At 67.6% G+C, this 13,568-nt stretch carries 15 protein-coding genes; 5 read left to right on the top strand and 10 right to left on the bottom strand.

All coding sequences use genetic code 11. The annotated features are described in order from the left end of the window. Positions 1 to 2: 2 nt before the first annotated feature. Genes SynWH8101_RS00745 through ruvB form a run of 5 tightly spaced genes read right to left on the bottom strand, consistent with a single transcriptional unit; the run spans position 3 to position 3,922 of the window. Positions 3 to 638, bottom strand: coding sequence for a HEAT repeat domain-containing protein (locus SynWH8101_RS00745; protein WP_130128165.1), 636 nt, complete (start codon positions 636 to 638; stop codon positions 3 to 5). A gap of 8 nt (positions 639 to 646) precedes the next feature. Then, on the bottom strand, positions 647 to 892 hold the full coding sequence (locus SynWH8101_RS00740) for a DUF3188 domain-containing protein (RefSeq protein ID WP_130128164.1): 246 nt from the start codon (positions 890 to 892) through the stop codon (positions 647 to 649). Next, entirely contained in the window at positions 889 to 2,085 is a 1,197-nt protein-coding gene (locus tag SynWH8101_RS00735) for an amidohydrolase (protein WP_130128163.1), read from the bottom strand. The genes SynWH8101_RS00740 and SynWH8101_RS00735 overlap by 4 nt, the downstream gene beginning before the upstream one ends. Then, positions 2,082 to 2,864 (bottom strand): tetratricopeptide repeat protein, encoded by a 783-nt coding sequence (locus tag SynWH8101_RS00730; protein WP_130128162.1) that lies wholly within the window; start codon positions 2,862 to 2,864, stop codon positions 2,082 to 2,084. Before SynWH8101_RS00730 ends, SynWH8101_RS00735 begins: the two co-directional genes overlap by 4 nt. Then, complete coding sequence (gene ruvB, locus SynWH8101_RS00725) at positions 2,864 to 3,922, bottom strand: Holliday junction branch migration DNA helicase RuvB (protein WP_130128161.1); 1,059 nt, start codon at positions 3,920 to 3,922, stop codon at positions 2,864 to 2,866. The genes SynWH8101_RS00730 and ruvB overlap by 1 nt, the downstream gene beginning before the upstream one ends. Before the next feature lie 18 nt (positions 3,923 to 3,940). Between ruvB and smpB the strand changes: the two genes are divergently transcribed. Next, the gene (gene smpB / locus SynWH8101_RS00720) at positions 3,941 to 4,435 is read left to right on the top strand and encodes an SsrA-binding protein SmpB (protein WP_130128160.1); all 495 of its coding nucleotides are present in this window, start codon (positions 3,941 to 3,943) and stop codon (positions 4,433 to 4,435) included. Here smpB and SynWH8101_RS00715 read toward each other — a convergent pair. After that, positions 4,429 to 6,534, bottom strand: a complete 2,106-nt coding sequence (locus SynWH8101_RS00715; protein ID WP_130128159.1) for a protein kinase — start codon at positions 6,532 to 6,534, stop codon at positions 4,429 to 4,431. The two genes, smpB and SynWH8101_RS00715, sit on opposite strands and share 7 nt — an antisense overlap. Before the next feature lie 56 nt (positions 6,535 to 6,590). On the opposite strand from SynWH8101_RS00715, the gene egtB reads away from it, so the two are divergent. From egtB to SynWH8101_RS00695, 4 genes are read left to right on the top strand one after another with little or no spacing between them, the layout of a single operon-like run. Continuing rightward, positions 6,591 to 7,802 (top strand): ergothioneine biosynthesis protein EgtB, encoded by a 1,212-nt coding sequence (gene egtB, locus SynWH8101_RS00710; protein ID WP_174719481.1) that lies wholly within the window; start codon positions 6,591 to 6,593, stop codon positions 7,800 to 7,802. Continuing rightward, positions 7,799 to 8,746, top strand: a complete 948-nt coding sequence (gene egtD / locus SynWH8101_RS00705) for an L-histidine N(alpha)-methyltransferase (RefSeq protein WP_174719480.1) — start codon at positions 7,799 to 7,801, stop codon at positions 8,744 to 8,746. The genes egtB and egtD overlap by 4 nt, the downstream gene beginning before the upstream one ends. Before the next feature lie 46 nt (positions 8,747 to 8,792). Continuing rightward, positions 8,793 to 9,047, top strand: coding sequence for a hercynine metabolism small protein (locus SynWH8101_RS00700; protein WP_130128157.1), 255 nt, complete (start codon positions 8,793 to 8,795; stop codon positions 9,045 to 9,047). Next, entirely contained in the window at positions 9,047 to 9,532 is a 486-nt protein-coding gene (locus SynWH8101_RS00695) for a hercynine metabolism protein (RefSeq protein ID WP_130128156.1), read from the top strand. The genes SynWH8101_RS00700 and SynWH8101_RS00695 overlap by 1 nt, the downstream gene beginning before the upstream one ends. On the opposite strand, the gene SynWH8101_RS00690 is transcribed toward SynWH8101_RS00695, so the two are convergent. The 4 genes from SynWH8101_RS00690 to SynWH8101_RS00675 form a co-directional block, all read right to left on the bottom strand. Beyond that, positions 9,533 to 9,796: a hypothetical protein gene (locus tag SynWH8101_RS00690; protein ID WP_006042532.1), complete on the bottom strand. Its 264-nt coding sequence runs from the start codon at positions 9,794 to 9,796 to the stop codon at positions 9,533 to 9,535. It abuts the gene before it with no gap. 24 nt (positions 9,797 to 9,820) lie between these two features. Continuing rightward, positions 9,821 to 11,311 (bottom strand): lysine--tRNA ligase, encoded by a 1,491-nt coding sequence (gene lysS, locus SynWH8101_RS00685; protein ID WP_130128155.1) that lies wholly within the window; start codon positions 11,309 to 11,311, stop codon positions 9,821 to 9,823. Between the two features lie 56 nt (positions 11,312 to 11,367). Further along, positions 11,368 to 12,138 (bottom strand): response regulator transcription factor RpaB, encoded by a 771-nt coding sequence (gene rpaB / locus SynWH8101_RS00680; protein ID WP_130128154.1) that lies wholly within the window; start codon positions 12,136 to 12,138, stop codon positions 11,368 to 11,370. 108 nt (positions 12,139 to 12,246) lie between these two features. Continuing rightward, positions 12,247 to 13,554 (bottom strand): ABC transporter substrate-binding protein, encoded by a 1,308-nt coding sequence (locus SynWH8101_RS00675; protein WP_130128153.1) that lies wholly within the window; start codon positions 13,552 to 13,554, stop codon positions 12,247 to 12,249. Positions 13,555 to 13,568 lie beyond the last annotated feature (14 nt).

The following is a 13,568-nucleotide window of genomic DNA, read 5'->3' as shown; positions in this document are numbered from 1 at the left end:
GATCAGGACTGAAGGCCATTCAGGGCCGCCGCCACCACCCGGTGATCGCCGTCCTGCTGAAGCCGTTGCAGGAGGCTGCGGGCCTCAGCGGTGATGACCGGCGCATCGGTGGCAGCACCACCCTGCTCCCGCACTAACCGGCCCAAGATCTCCGTTCCGCCCACCCGCACGGTGCCATCCGCATCGGCAATCGCCTCACGGGCCAGCGCCATCAACCAACCGGGCTCCATCGCCGGCTGCTCCGCCAAGGCAGCCAGGATGCTGCAGCGCACCAACCAGGCGTGATCGGCGCTGAAGCTGTCCCGCAGCAGGGGCCAGGATCGCGCAACGCCGTAGCTGGCCAAGGCATTGGCGGCTTCGGCGCGCACATTGGCGTCCTCGTCCTCGCGGAGCAGACGACACAGCACCGCCCAGCCCGCCTCGCTCCGGCGCACCCCGAGCCCACTGCAACTGAGGGAGCGCACCAGAAAGGCCTCCTGCTCTGAACCGAGGATCAGCAACGGCACCACCACCGCCTCGGTCTGATCCTCCGGGAACTCCCGCAGTCCGGCCAAAGCCGGCATCGCCCGGGTTGGATCCCCGGAGCTGATCGCCGCACGCAAGGCGGACGGATCCGGCAGCGATGAAAACTCAGGCATGGCAGGCATCAATCCCGTGATCGCGAGGGGCGCTCCGCCCGGGTGCTGCGCAAAGCGAGCAACAGACGATGTCGCCGGCGCCTCCGGCCGACGATCGCACTGATCACCAGGGCGATGCCCACCAGAATCGCAGGCAGGGCCTGCAGGCGATCGTTGCCCTGGCGCTGCAGCATCGCCACCACCCCCAGCAGCACCAGCAACGGGGCTGCCAACGACAACCAGACGTGACCGGCGGGGCGGACTGGCGACGTCATCGCCCCACCTCCTGGCTGCCCTTGTCCTGCAACCAGGCCAGCAGAGTGGCGGTGAGCACCCGGATTCCCACGGCCAGGCTCGCCTCATCCGGCAGAAAGCTGCCGTGATGCAGGGGCGCGCATCCCTCCGGCCCCGCGACCCCGAGGCGAAACATGCTGCCGGGAACGTCCTGCACCAGCTCAGCAAAATCCTCGGCGCCCAGAGACGGCTGCTCCAGACGCAGCACCCGGTCGCGCCCCAGCTGGTCGATCGCACACCGCTCAAGCAGATCGGTGAGCGCCGGGTCGTTGTGCACCGGCGGCGCGATGCAGCGATAACCAACCCGGGCCGTGGCACCGAAACTGGCGCAGATCGCCTGCACGGTCTCTTCGATCCAGGCCGGCAGCCGGGCGTGCAGGTCAGCATCCAGGCAGCGGAGGGTGCCAAGCAGTCGCACCCGATCGGCAATCACGTTGAAGGCCTTGCCCCCCTCAATCGCCCCGAAACTCACCACCACAGGGTGCAGGGCATCAAGGCGCCGACTGATCGCCTCCTGCAGACCGGTCACGACCCGGGCGGCGATCCAGATCGCATCCACCGACTGGTGCGGCCGGGCGCCATGGCCGCCCTCCCCGATCACCTCGATCTCCAGTTCACCGGCCGCTGCCGTGAGGCTGCCGCTGCGCACCCCGATCGTGCCCGCAGCCAGGGAGGGAAACACATGCACGCCATAGAGGGCACTCAGCCCCTCCAGGGCGCCGTCCTCCCGCATCCAACGCGCTCCCTGGGCCAGCTCCTCGGCCGGTTGAAACAACAAGCGCACGCCGCAGGGCAACGCCGGTTCGGCCGCCAGCAACCGCGCCACGCCGAGCCCCACGCAGGTGTGCAGATCGTGGCCGCAGGCATGCATCACACCCTGACGACGGGAAGCGAAAGGAAGGCCTGTGCGCTCCTCCACCGGCAGGGCATCCATGTCGACCCGCAGCCCCACCCTGGGGCCTTCCGCAGGCCCCAGATCCGCCACCACCCCCGTGCGACCCACCGCTTCACGCACCCGCCAGCCGCGCTGCCTGAGCTCACCGGCCACCAGGGCCGCCGTCTGGTGCTCCTCGCCACTGAGCTCGGGATGGGCATGCAGATGGCGGCGCAGCTCCAGAAGCTCAGGGAGTTCCCGCTCGAGACGCGCGGACCAGAGCCGGGAGGGATCACTCATGGACTCTCCAGCTTGAGGAACGCCGCAAGGTCGGCGGTGGGCCGGGGCGGCCAGCGCCGCACCTGGAGCAACCAGTCGCTCTGGCGATAACGCGGATCAAGCCCAGCGGCGGCGGCCCAATGGCTTTCCGCTTCGCCGCCGCGTCCGCGCCGCCAAAGCAGGGCTGAAAGACCAGCGCGGGCATCCGCGAAGAGCGGATAGCGGCGGATCAGCTTGCGCAGCTCCTGCTCGGCGGCATCGAGCTCACCCAGTTGATAACGGGCCAGGGCTTCGCTGGAGCGCGCCATGGCGAATCCAGGTCGAGCTAGCGCCGCCTGGCCATAGAGATGGGCGGCAGCCGACCAGTCGCTTTGGGAGCCGCGCACATTCCCGAGGTTGTAAAGGGCCGAGGCTTCGGCAGGATCCCGCTCCAGGATCCAGTCGTAATCGGCGGCGGCTTCAGGCCAGCGCTGCAGGGCTTCTTCGGCGGTGCCCCGGTTGAGATGGGGGTCGATGGCGTCTGGGGCCAAGGCGATCGCCTCGCTCTGATCAGCAATGGCCCCCTCCGGATCGCCAAGCACCAGGCGCACATTGCCGCGGTTGCTCCAGGCCGCCGCATCCTCAGGATGACGCGCCAGGAAGGCATCCCAGAGGGGCAGGGCCTCAGCCGCCTCCCCCTGCCGACTCGCCCCCAGAGCCTGCTCAAACAGGGCCTGATCGTCTGGCACCACGTCACTCAGCGCTGACGCCGGCTGGGCCAGCAGCAGCAGCGTGAACAAAAGCAGCAGACAACGACGCATCATGCAGCGTCGATCTCCTCGACCGGCCAGCCCAGATGATCGCGTCCTGCTGCCGTCACCACCCGGCCCCGGGGGGTGCGTTGCAGAAAACCGAGCTGGAGCAAATAAGGCTCCACCACCGCTTCCAGGGTGGTGGGGTCCTCACCGAGCGCAGCCGCCAGGGTGTCGAGCCCCACCGGCCCGCCGCCATGGGCCTGCAGCAGCAGCTCCAGCAGGCGGCGATCACTGGCATCGAGGCCGCGGCCATCGACGCGATGCAGGCGGAGCGCGTCATCCACCAGTGCCGCATCAATCGCTCCCTCCACATCCCTTACGCAGGCCACATCCCGCACCCGGCGCAACAGACGGTTGGCAATCCGCGGCGTGCCGCGACAGCGGCCGGCGATTTCAGCGCAGGCCTGGGGCGTGAGGCGAAGACCGAGCAGACCCGCCGCCCGCTCCACAATCGCCTCCAGATCCTCCTGGCCATAAAACTCGAGCCGTTGAATCAGGCCAAAGCGATCGCGCAACGGTGAGCTGAGCGCCCCAGCCCTGGTGGTGGCCCCCACCAGCGTGAACGGTGGCAGCTCCAGGGTGCGGGTGCGGGCCGTGCTGCCCTTGCCCACGGTGAGATCCAGACGGCGATCCTCCATCGCCGGATAGAGCAGCTCCTCAGCCACCCGGGTGAGACGGTGAATCTCATCGATGAACAACAACTCATTCGGCTGCAGGTTCACCAACAGACCGACGATGTCGCGGGGGCGTTCGAGGGCGGGGGCACTGGTGATCCGGCAGCTCACCCCGAGCTCCTCGGCAAGCACCAGAGCCATGGTGGTTTTGCCCAGGCCCGGTGGGCCGTAGAGCAGCACATGATCCAGGGCGTCGCCGCGACCGAGGGCCGCCTGCACCGCGATCGCCAACACCTGCTTGAGCTCGGGCTGGCCGATGTAGTCGTCGAGGCGGCGGGGCCTGAGACCCTCATCCCGATTCGCTGCCAGCAGCGGCTGTTCCTGCCGCTCCGGAGCAGCGGTGGGATCCAGCAGAGGGGACCGGCCGGCACCGGATGAGACGATCGCCATGGAGGAAGGGTAACGGCGATGGCCAAGGGGGGAGGAAAGAAAGGCGCCGCAGCCCGGGCAGCGGCCAACCGTCTGCTGGCGGACAACCGCCTGGCGCGTCATCAATACGAGATTCTTGAAACGCTGGAAACAGGCATCGAACTGGTGGGCACAGAAGTGAAATCGATCCGGGCCGGCCAGGCCAACCTGCGCGATGGCTTCTGCCTGATCCGCAACGGCGAACTGCAGCTGCACAACGTGCACATCGCCCCCCACAGCCACGCCAGCGGCTACTACAACCACGACCCCCTACGGGTCCGGCGCCTGCTCGCCCACCGGCGCGAAATTGACAAGCTGCGGGGCCAGCTCGACCAGAAGGGACTGGCCCTGATCCCGCTGAACATGCACCTGCAGGGGTCATGGATCAAGGTCACCATCGGCCTCGGCAAAGGCCGCAAGCTGCACGACAAGCGTGCCGCCGAGAAGGAGAAGCAAGTGAAAAAGGAAACGCGGGCGGCTATGGCGCGTTATTGAGCCCCGGCAGCCCCCGGCGGAGTGGCTGACGCAGCGGGCTCGGCCGGCGGCGCTGGTTCGGCCACGGGTTCCGGCATCCCCGCCGGCCTGGGGCCAGGCGGTTCCGGCATCGCCTCCACGGAGCCGCGGGCGCCGGTGGCTGGATCTGGAATCGGCTGCGGATCCACCTCAGGCAGGGGTTTCGGTGCCGGGCGATCGGCGCGGCAGGAGAGGGTGAGCAGGCCGGAGGAGACCCCTTCGTTGGTGACCAACACTTGCACCGGAGAGCCCGCCTCCGGCGTCAGCGTCACCACCCGCAGCGGGCCCCGTTCCGCCGCCACCTGACCATCGGCGCCATACACCGTCATTTGCATCAGGGGGGTGCCGTTGATACCCAGCACGAGACGACGGCCCGCCGGCACCTGAATGGTGATCAAACGGGCGCCGCCCGAGGGCACCCGGCTGGAAAGCACCACCGGCGCATCGGGCCTGGCCTTCAGCGTTTCGATCTGCACATCCGCCAGGCCTCGCATCGCCGCCGCATACCAGAGCTGCAGATAGGGCTCCGGCGGCTTGCTGCCGCTCACCACCCCAGGCAGAAGATTCTGAGCCGACGCACTGACCAACTGCTCCACCACCCGGGGATTGACGCCCTGTTGGGTCAGGGTCTCCCGTTGTTTTTGCCAATCCGCTCCCTTGAGACGGCCGAGGCGAGAGCGCAGATCCGGTGGCAACTGCTCGACCCGGGCCAGCCATTCCTCCGCCAGCTCGTTCCAGACCCGGCGCAACGGTGCATCCTCGAGCGAGTCGCTGGGCAGGCGGCCGTTCCGCTCCGGGAAGCGAGCCAGCAAACTGGCATCCACCAACTGCAGGAACCAGCTGCGGTCGATCTGGAGCGCACGAAGGCGACTGAGCAGCTGCTGCCGCTGATCCACCTCCGCCGGGGGCAGGCTTGCCGTCGGCGCCCGGCCCACCACATCCCGCTCCGTGGAAGGAGCGCGATCGGGGGCCCGGCCACGGCTGAGCAGGAACCAGCCGATGGCCGTTCCAAGCACAGCGGAGATCAGCAGTGCCCCCACCACGGGCCAGAGACGCCCCTCCGCTGCCTGCTGCCGCTCCTCCTGCCGCGGCCGACTGCGCGACACGGAGACCTCAGAGGCCGCCGCAGGCTCAGGCTCGAGGCTGGGCAGGGCGGGAGACGTGGTCTCCCGGACTGGCACGGGAATCGGCGCCACCGGCGCCAGAACCACGGTGCGCTCCGAGAGCACCTGGGGGCCGATGGATTCCGGCATCGCCACGGCCTGGAGCGCTTGCAAGGCCTCGCGGGCCTGCTCGAAACGCTCGCCCTGACGCTCGCTCAGCAAACGCTCGAGCACACCCCGGAAGGGAGCCTCCAGGCTGAGGCTGTCGGGCAGGCGCCAGGGGCTGTTGGCCTCGCGGCTGGCCTCCAGCAGTTGTTCCGGTGGACGACCGCTCAGCAGGGTGAGGGCCGTGACCCCGAGGCCATGCAGATCCATCCAAGCCGCGGCCGCCTCGCCACGGCCCTGGGCCCGGGGCGCAAAGCCGGCGGTGGCTCCGGCGATCGGCTGCTGGCCCACCTGCTGAAGCAGGCCGAAATCGATCAGCACCGGGAGACCGTCCTGGTCGCGGCGGAGCAGATTGCCCGGGTTGAGATCCCCGTGCACGAGCTCACGGCCATGGAGCACGGCCAGGGCCGGCAGCAACTGCCGCAGCAGCAGCAGCACCTCCCCGGCACCGAACACCAGCTGGCGTTCAGTCCGCTGGATCTGGATTTGGCGCAGGCTCTGACCCTCCTGCCACTCGCGCACCAGCCAAAGGGCACCGTTCTCCTCCAACAGACCACCGAAGCGGGGAATCTGGGGGTGCAAAACCGCCTGCATCGCCGGCCAGATTGCCCGGAACCGCGCCTGGGCGGCGGGATCACGCAATTCACGCAGGGCGACAGGCGCATCGGCAGCGAGCGTGTCGGCCGCACGCCAGAGGATCCCCTGGGGAGCCGAGCCAACGGGGCCGTCAACGCCAGCTGCTGCGTCAGCCGCAGCACCACTCAGCTGCTGATCGATCCGATAACGCTCCGCGAGCACAGAGCCGATCTCCATCGTTCCCGCCGCAGTGGGCTGATGGTAGAAGGGGCTCGCCGAATGACCAGCAGGCCATGCCCCTGAGCACGTTGCCTTCCCTGCTGTCGCGGTTGCTGGAGGTGCGCCGCAGCAGCGAACGCCTGATCGAACCGCTGCAACCGGAGGATCTCTGCCTTCAGGGCATGGCGGATGCGAGCCCGCCGAAGTGGCACCTGGCGCACACCACCTGGTTCTTCGAAACCTTTGTGTTGGAGCGCTTCTGGCCCGAGCACGAGACGGCGGATCGCCGCTGGGGCTATCTGTTTAATTCCTATTACGACGCCATCGGGCCCCGGCAACCGAGGCCGCAGCGCGGTCTGCTCAGCCGTCCGACGATCGAGGAAGTGCTCGCCTGGCGCCGCCGGGTCGACGGCTCCGTGGAACGGCTGCTGAGTCGCAGCAACGACCCCCTCTGCTTGGAGCTGGTGGAGCTGGGCCTGCACCACGAGCAGCAGCACCAGGAGCTGCTGCTGATGGACCTGCTCGATGGCTTCAGCCGTCAGCCCCTGGAGCCGGTGTATCGCCGCGATGCCGACCAGCCCACGCCACCCACCTGGGCCCACGAAGCCGCGGATGGGCCTGTGTGGCTTGAACCCACCGCTGGCCTGGTGGAGATCGGCCAAAGCTGCGACGGTTTCCACTTCGACAACGAGGGGCCGCGCCACCGGGTGTGGCTGGAACCGTTTGCGATCGCGGACCGGCTGGTGACCAATGCCGACTTCCACCGCTTCATCGACGACGGCGGCTACCGGCGACCGGATCTCTGGATGAGCGAAGGCTGGGCGCTGCTTCAGGAGCGGCAGTGGCAGGCACCCCGCTACTGGCGCCGCGATGACCCCGAAGGCCCCTGGATGTGGGAGTTCACCCTGGCGGGTCGCCAACCGCTGCAGCCCGAGCGTCCCGTGCGTCATCTCAGTTGGTTTGAGGCCGATGCCTACGCCCGCTGGGCCGGCGCCCGACTGCCCAGCGAAGCGGAATGGGAGGTGGCAGCGCGGAAGTTCAACGGCGCGCTGCATCAAGCCCACGGGGAGCTGTGGCAATGGACCGCCAGTCCGTATCGGCCCTATCCGGGCTTCCAAGCGGCAGCCGGTGCCGTGGGGGAATACAACGGCAAATTCATGACCTCCCAGTTTGTGTTGCGCGGCAGCAGCCGGTTGACCCCGGCGGGGCACAGCCGCCTCACCTACCGCAATTTCTTCCCACCCGCCTCGCGCTGGATGGCCTCCGGCCTGCGCTTGTGCCGATGAACCTGATCGATCTCCATCCTGCCGCCGCCGACATGCACCAATTGGTGCGCGAGGGCATGGCACGTCAGCCCCGCCAGCTGCCGGCCTGGTTTCTCTACGACGCCGAGGGCTCGCGCCTGTTCGATCAGATCTGCGAGCAACCGGAATACACCCTCACCCGCACCGAAATCGCCCTGCTGAACGCCAGCGCTGCTGAGATCGCCACCAGGCTCGGTTCGGGGGTGATCGTGGAGTTTGGTGCCGGCAGTGCCCGCAAAGTGGGTCCCCTGCTGGCGGCCCTGCAACCAGCCGCCTATGTCGCCCTCGACATCAGCGCCTCCCATCTGCGCGACGCACTCGCCGCTCTCCAACCGGCCCACCCCCGGGTGCCGATGCTCGGCATCTGCTGTGACCACAGCCAACTCGACGCCCTGCCCCCCCATCCGCTGCTGGAGGGCCAGAGGCGGCTCGGCTTCTTCCCCGGCAGCTCCCTGGGCAATTTCAATCGGCAGGAGGCCGTGCAGTTGCTGCAACGCTTCCGCCACCTGCTGGCGGGAGGCCCCTTGTTGCTCGGCCTCGACCATCCCAAGCCGGCCCAGCGGCTGGAGGCGGCCTATGACGACGCTGCCGGGATCTCCGCCGCCTTCGCCCGCAACCTGCTGCAACGGCTGAACCAGGATCTGCAGGCCGATTTCAACCCCGAACGGTTTCGCTACAGGGCCCGCTGGCAAGCCGACCACAGCCGGGTGGAAATGGCCCTGATCAGCTGCTGCGACCAACAGGTGAGCATCGACGGCCAGCGGTGGGACTTCGCGGCAGGGGAGCCCCTGGTCACGGAATACAGCGTGAAATACAGCCCGGCGATGGCCGCGGCCCTGGCGCAGGAAGCGGGCTGGCGGTGCGCGGCCCGCTGGCATGACGCCGCCGACAGCCTCTCCCTGCATCTCCTGGAAGCGGCAGACTGACGCTCGATCCCGTTATCGCCGCTGCCATGCGTCGCGAAGAACAGCCATGAGTCGCGAGGAACAGCGCCGCACCATCCGCCAACAGCGCGAATCCCTGATCGAAGAGCTGGAAACGCTCTACAGGCAGGCCTTTGAACGACTCAGTGCACTGGATCTGGGGGAGGGATCGGTGGCCCGCCTCACCCAATTGCTGCTGCGCTCCCGCGACGGAGCGATCACACCGCTGCAGCAGGAGATCGAGGCACCCTTGATCACCTCACCGGCAACCCCGGCGGCTCCCCCAGCGCCCGAGGCCGACTGATGGCTCCCAGCTGGCTGGATCAACTCGAACGCAACCTGGAGCAGCGCCTCAACGCCTTTCTGCGCTCCAACCCCCAGCAGGATCAACTGCTGCGCCAGCAGCACCTTCACGACCGGCAACAGGACCTGCAACGCCGGCGGCGGCAACTGCAGGAGCAGGCACAGGAGCATCGCCGCCAACTGCTCAGCCTGGCGCAGGAGGTGCGCGATTGGCGCGGGCGCAGTGATCGAGCTCGCGCTGCCGGCGCCATGGATCTGACGCGACGGGCCGAAGCCCACACGCAAACCCTGATGGATCAGGGGCGGCAGCTGTGGGAGGAACTGGGCCAGCTCGGCCAGCAGTTCCGGGATCTCGACCACCAACTCAATGCCTTGCACCGCAGTGCTGCCCAGCAGCAGCAGGGGAGAAGTCTGGACGAGGACTGGGCCCTGTTTGAAGCCCAACAGGAACTGGAGGAGCTGCGGCGCCGCCAGGGGCTCAGCTGATCAAGCCTTGGGGGCCGGCGGCTCGAGGCTCACATTTTCCGGCGGCGGGGTGGGATCAGGATCGGCAATCAGCATGTGCTGCAGCACGATCTCAGGCCGTTCACTGTCGCGCCAGCGGATGCGGTAGGCGGGCATCTTGGTGCCACGGCTGGTGGTCTGCTCCACCGGCTCCATCACCCAGCCGCGCCGGGAGCGCCCCTGGGGATTGCGCTTGACCACCGCATCGGCGTGCTTGAAGCGGAAACCTACGCGCTCACCACTCATGGGAAGAGAACCCAGCCACTGGGTCTAATTATCCATGCTGACGGGTCGGGCCTCGGGGCGCAGCAACGGGAACGCAATCACATCGCGGATCGAAGCGCTGTCGGTGAGCAGCATCACCAGCCGATCAATGCCGATCCCCAGGCCGCCGGTGGGGGGCATGCCCACCTCCAGGGCCTGAAGGAAATCCTCATCCACCCCATGGGCTTCGTCATCACCTGCAGCGCGACGGGCCTGCTGATCCTCGAGGCGCTGGCGTTGATCGAGCGGATCGATCAATTCACTGAAGGCATTGGCGGTCTCGCGACCGACGATGAACAATTCGAAGCGCTCCACCAGGCCCGGTTTGCTGCGGTGCTTACGGGCCAGCGGTGAGATCTCGATTGGATAGTCGATCACAAACGTGGGCTGGATCAGCGTGGCCTCCACCCGTTGCTCAAAAGCTTCGTTGAGCAGGCGACCGACGCTGTCGGCCGCATCCGGCACCTCCAACCCCGCAGCGGCCATGGCCGTTGCGGCGGCGTCGCGGTCCGTGAACGCAGTGAAATCGAGTCCTGTCGCTTCCTGCACGAGCTCATGCATCGTCGCCCGGCGCCAAGGGGGCGTCAGATCCACCTCCATGCCTTGATAAGTGATGCGGGTGGTGCCGCAGATCTGTTCGGTCACCGAGGCGATCAACTGCTCGGTGAGATCCATCATGTCGACGTAATCGGCATAGGCCTGATACACCTCCACGGAGGTGAATTCCGGGTTGTGACGGGTGCTGACCCCTTCGTTGCGGAAGATGCGACCCAGCTCATACACCCGTTCGAACCCTCCCACCACCAGCCGCTTCAGATGCAGCTCGGTGGCGATCCGCAAGTAGAGCGGCAGGTCGAGCGTGTTGTGGTGAGTGATGAACGGCCGCGCCTCCGCCCCACCGGCTTCCGCCTGCAGCACGGGCGTCTCGATCTCGAGAAAATCGCGGCTATCCAGCCAGCGACGGATCGCGCTCACCATCAGGGCGCGACGCCGGAAGGTCTCGCGCGACTGGGGGCTGACGATCAGATCGAGGTAACGCTGCCGGTAGCGCTTCTCCACATCCGCCAGGCCATGCCACTTGTCGGGTAGGGGCTGGAGTGCCTTGGTGAGCATCTGCCACTCCGCCACCTTCACCGAAAGCTCACCGCGATCGGTGCGGCGCAGGATCCCCCGCACCCCGATCCAATCCCCCGCATCCACCAGGGACGTGAGTTGGGCGAAGGCGTCGCCGAGGCTGGCTTTCTCCAGAAACAGCTGGATCGGGCCGGTGGCATCGGCGAGGGTGAAGAAGGCGAGTTTTCCCATCACCCGTCGGGTCATCACCCGCCCGGCCACCGCCACCTCCAACTGACGCTCCTCGCCATTGGCAAGGTCGTCATGGTCGGCCTGCAACTGCGCCGTGCGGTGGCTGGGCTCAAAACGCAGGGCATAGGGCTCCCTCCCCAGCTCCCGCAGAGCGTTGGCCTTCTCTAAACGGGTGTCGCGCAGCTCAGACAACGGGCCTTCAGCAGTCGGGCGCCATCCTGCCCGACCGCTCCGCCAGGGGCTGTGCCTCAGCCGCTCGCCACCTGGGGCAGATCACCCATGCGCTGGGAGGCGTAGCCGATCCCCCGCACTGTGAGAATCAATTCCGGATTGCGCGGGTCGGGCTCAAGCTTGCCCCGCAACCGGGCCACATACACATCCACAACACGGAGATCAGCGGCGCGGCGCGGCGGATAACCCCAGAGCTGCTCCAGGATTTCAGCGCGAGGAACCACCCGGCCTGGCTCGCGGAACAACAGTTCCAGGAGGCTGAACTCGGTGTAAGTGAGGGCAATCCGCTCACTGCCACGGGTCACCTGACGGCGGTTGGTATCCACCATCAGATCACCCACGCGCAGCACACCCTGCCCCACCGGCACCTCGCGCGGTTCCGCCGTGGCGGAACCGCGGCCGACACGGCGCAGGATCGAGGCGATCCGGGCTTCGAGCTCCTTGGGGCTGAAGGGCTTGGGCAGGTAGTCGTCGGCGCCGAGATCCAGGCCAGCCACCCGCTCGGAGATCGCTTCCAGAGCGGAAAGGAAAATAATCGGCACGCAGGACTCAGCCCGCAAACGACGGCACACCGCGAAGCCATCGAGCTTCGGCAGCATCACATCGAGCACCACCAGATCGGGGCTGTCGCGGTGGAAGCGCTCGAGCGCCTCTTCACCGTCTTCAGCGCAGATCACCTGGTATCCGGCCAGCTGCAGACGCATCACAAGCACTCGCCGCACGGCGGGCTCGTCATCCACCACCAGGATCGTCGCCTTCGGAGTGCTGGATGGCCCGGCTTCGGGCATGCGAACCGCTCGTGAAGAGTCGCAACCCTACCGTTCAGGGCAAACCGATTACGAGAGAGGCGATCACAAGGCCTTGAGACTTCCGATTGTCTTAAGAAACCGTGCAAGCTAGGGCCAGCGGGCCTCGGCGTAGCGATTCCACTGCAGCGCCGCCTCCCGAACCGCCTCATCGCTACTGATCTGGCCAAGCATGGCCCGCTGCAGCTGGGTGTAGATGATGCTCTGCAGCCGCTTGATGCCCGGGCTGGCCGGCACCAGCACCTTCGCCGACTCCAGGGTCTGGGCCGACAGCAGGCGCGCCTGACGGATCTGGGCCTGCTGCGGCGTGGTCGGCCGCTCCGCCTCCAGTTCGGCCCGCACCTGGTTGAGCGCCTGCCGCGACGAGGGCAGCACCCGGGCCTCGCGCGCGAAGCGGGCCTGATTGGTGGCATTGGTGAGGAAGAGGGCCAGGGCCGCCGCCTCCCGCTGACGCGCACTCTGACGGGGCACCGCCAGGGTCATCAGCGCCACATTGGCGGTGCCATCCACACCGGTGAGGGGCGGAAACGGCTCGGTCCGGGCCGCGATCCCAGGCGCGTTGGTCTGAATGCTGCGCAGGAACTCCGCACCGCTGGCCAGCACGGCCAGCTCACCGCTCTGGTACAGCTCGATCGCCCGTCGCTGCCCCTGACTTACCACCTCACGCGGCAACAGGCCTTCGCGATAGAGATCGGTCCAGAACGCAAAGGCGCGGCGGCCAGCCGCCGAGTCGAATGCTGCCCGTTGTCGGTCATCGAGCAGGGTCACCCCCATCTGAACCATCGACTCCAGCAATTCGGCGGAGTCGTCGGGAACCACGGTCACAAACAGGCCATAGCGCCCGGTGGCCCGGCGAATCCGGCGCGCGAACGCCGGCACCTCCTCCCAGCGCTGCGGTGGCTGCTTCAGCCCCGCCTCCGCCAGGAGCGCGCGGTTCACCAGGCTCAAGCGCACGGTGAGATACCAGGGCACAGCGATCTGACCGGCCTCTGGATCGCGCGCCGCCTGCCACACCGACGGCAGATAGCGGCTGGACGCCCCTTCCGGCAACAGAGGCGTGAGATCCGCCAGTCCACCCTTGCTAGCGAGATTGGCCGCAAAGGGTGGATTCAAATTGACCACATCAGGCGCCGTGCGCGCGAAAACGGCGGCAAGCAGCTTGCGTTCCACCGATCCCCAGGGCAAATCCGTCCAACGGACCGGTGCCGTGGGGTGTTGGCGCTCCCACTGATCGATCACCCCCTCCATGTAACCGTTGAACTTGGGCGCCAGTTGGAGCGTCCAGAGCTGCAGCGGCCCCTCGGTGCGGGCCGCCGGGCGGCACCCCCAGGCCAGCAGGGTGGAGCCGCTCAGCAGCAGGGCGAGCAGAACAGTGCGGCGGCGGAGGGGGAGAACCATCTCGGGCGAACTCA

The sequence above is a fragment of the Synechococcus sp. WH 8101 genome, from assembly GCF_004209775.1.
Taxonomy (GTDB): Bacteria; Cyanobacteriota; Cyanobacteriia; order PCC-6307; family Cyanobiaceae; genus Synechococcus_C.
This window is presented reverse-complemented; position numbering and strand designations above follow the sequence as displayed.

Excerpts from the sequence above, each read along its gene's own strand:
- SynWH8101_RS00700 (WP_130128157.1), top strand. The coding sequence starts at position 8,793 with ATGAGTCGCGAGGAACAGCGCCGCACCATCCGCCAACAGCGCGAATCC.
- SynWH8101_RS00715 (WP_130128159.1), bottom strand. The coding sequence starts at position 6,534 with ATGGAGATCGGCTCTGTGCTCGCGGAGCGTTATCGGATCGATCAGCAG.
- SynWH8101_RS00695 (WP_130128156.1), top strand. The coding sequence starts at position 9,047 with ATGGCTCCCAGCTGGCTGGATCAACTCGAACGCAACCTGGAGCAGCGC.
- ruvB (WP_130128161.1), bottom strand. The coding sequence starts at position 3,922 with ATGGCGATCGTCTCATCCGGTGCCGGCCGGTCCCCTCTGCTGGATCCC.
- rpaB (WP_130128154.1), bottom strand. The coding sequence starts at position 12,138 with ATGCCCGAAGCCGGGCCATCCAGCACTCCGAAGGCGACGATCCTGGTG.
- egtD (WP_174719480.1), top strand. The coding sequence starts at position 7,799 with ATGAACCTGATCGATCTCCATCCTGCCGCCGCCGACATGCACCAATTG.
- SynWH8101_RS00735 (WP_130128163.1), bottom strand. The coding sequence starts at position 2,085 with ATGAGTGATCCCTCCCGGCTCTGGTCCGCGCGTCTCGAGCGGGAACTC.
- SynWH8101_RS00730 (WP_130128162.1), bottom strand. The coding sequence starts at position 2,864 with ATGCGTCGTTGTCTGCTGCTTTTGTTCACGCTGCTGCTGCTGGCCCAG.
- egtB (WP_174719481.1), top strand. The coding sequence starts at position 6,591 with ATGCCCCTGAGCACGTTGCCTTCCCTGCTGTCGCGGTTGCTGGAGGTG.
- SynWH8101_RS00740 (WP_130128164.1), bottom strand. The coding sequence starts at position 892 with ATGACGTCGCCAGTCCGCCCCGCCGGTCACGTCTGGTTGTCGTTGGCA.
- smpB (WP_130128160.1), top strand. The coding sequence starts at position 3,941 with ATGGCCAAGGGGGGAGGAAAGAAAGGCGCCGCAGCCCGGGCAGCGGCC.
- SynWH8101_RS00745 (WP_130128165.1), bottom strand. The coding sequence starts at position 638 with ATGCCTGAGTTTTCATCGCTGCCGGATCCGTCCGCCTTGCGTGCGGCG.
- SynWH8101_RS00675 (WP_130128153.1), bottom strand. The coding sequence starts at position 13,554 with ATGGTTCTCCCCCTCCGCCGCCGCACTGTTCTGCTCGCCCTGCTGCTG.
- SynWH8101_RS00690 (WP_006042532.1), bottom strand. The coding sequence starts at position 9,796 with ATGAGTGGTGAGCGCGTAGGTTTCCGCTTCAAGCACGCCGATGCGGTG.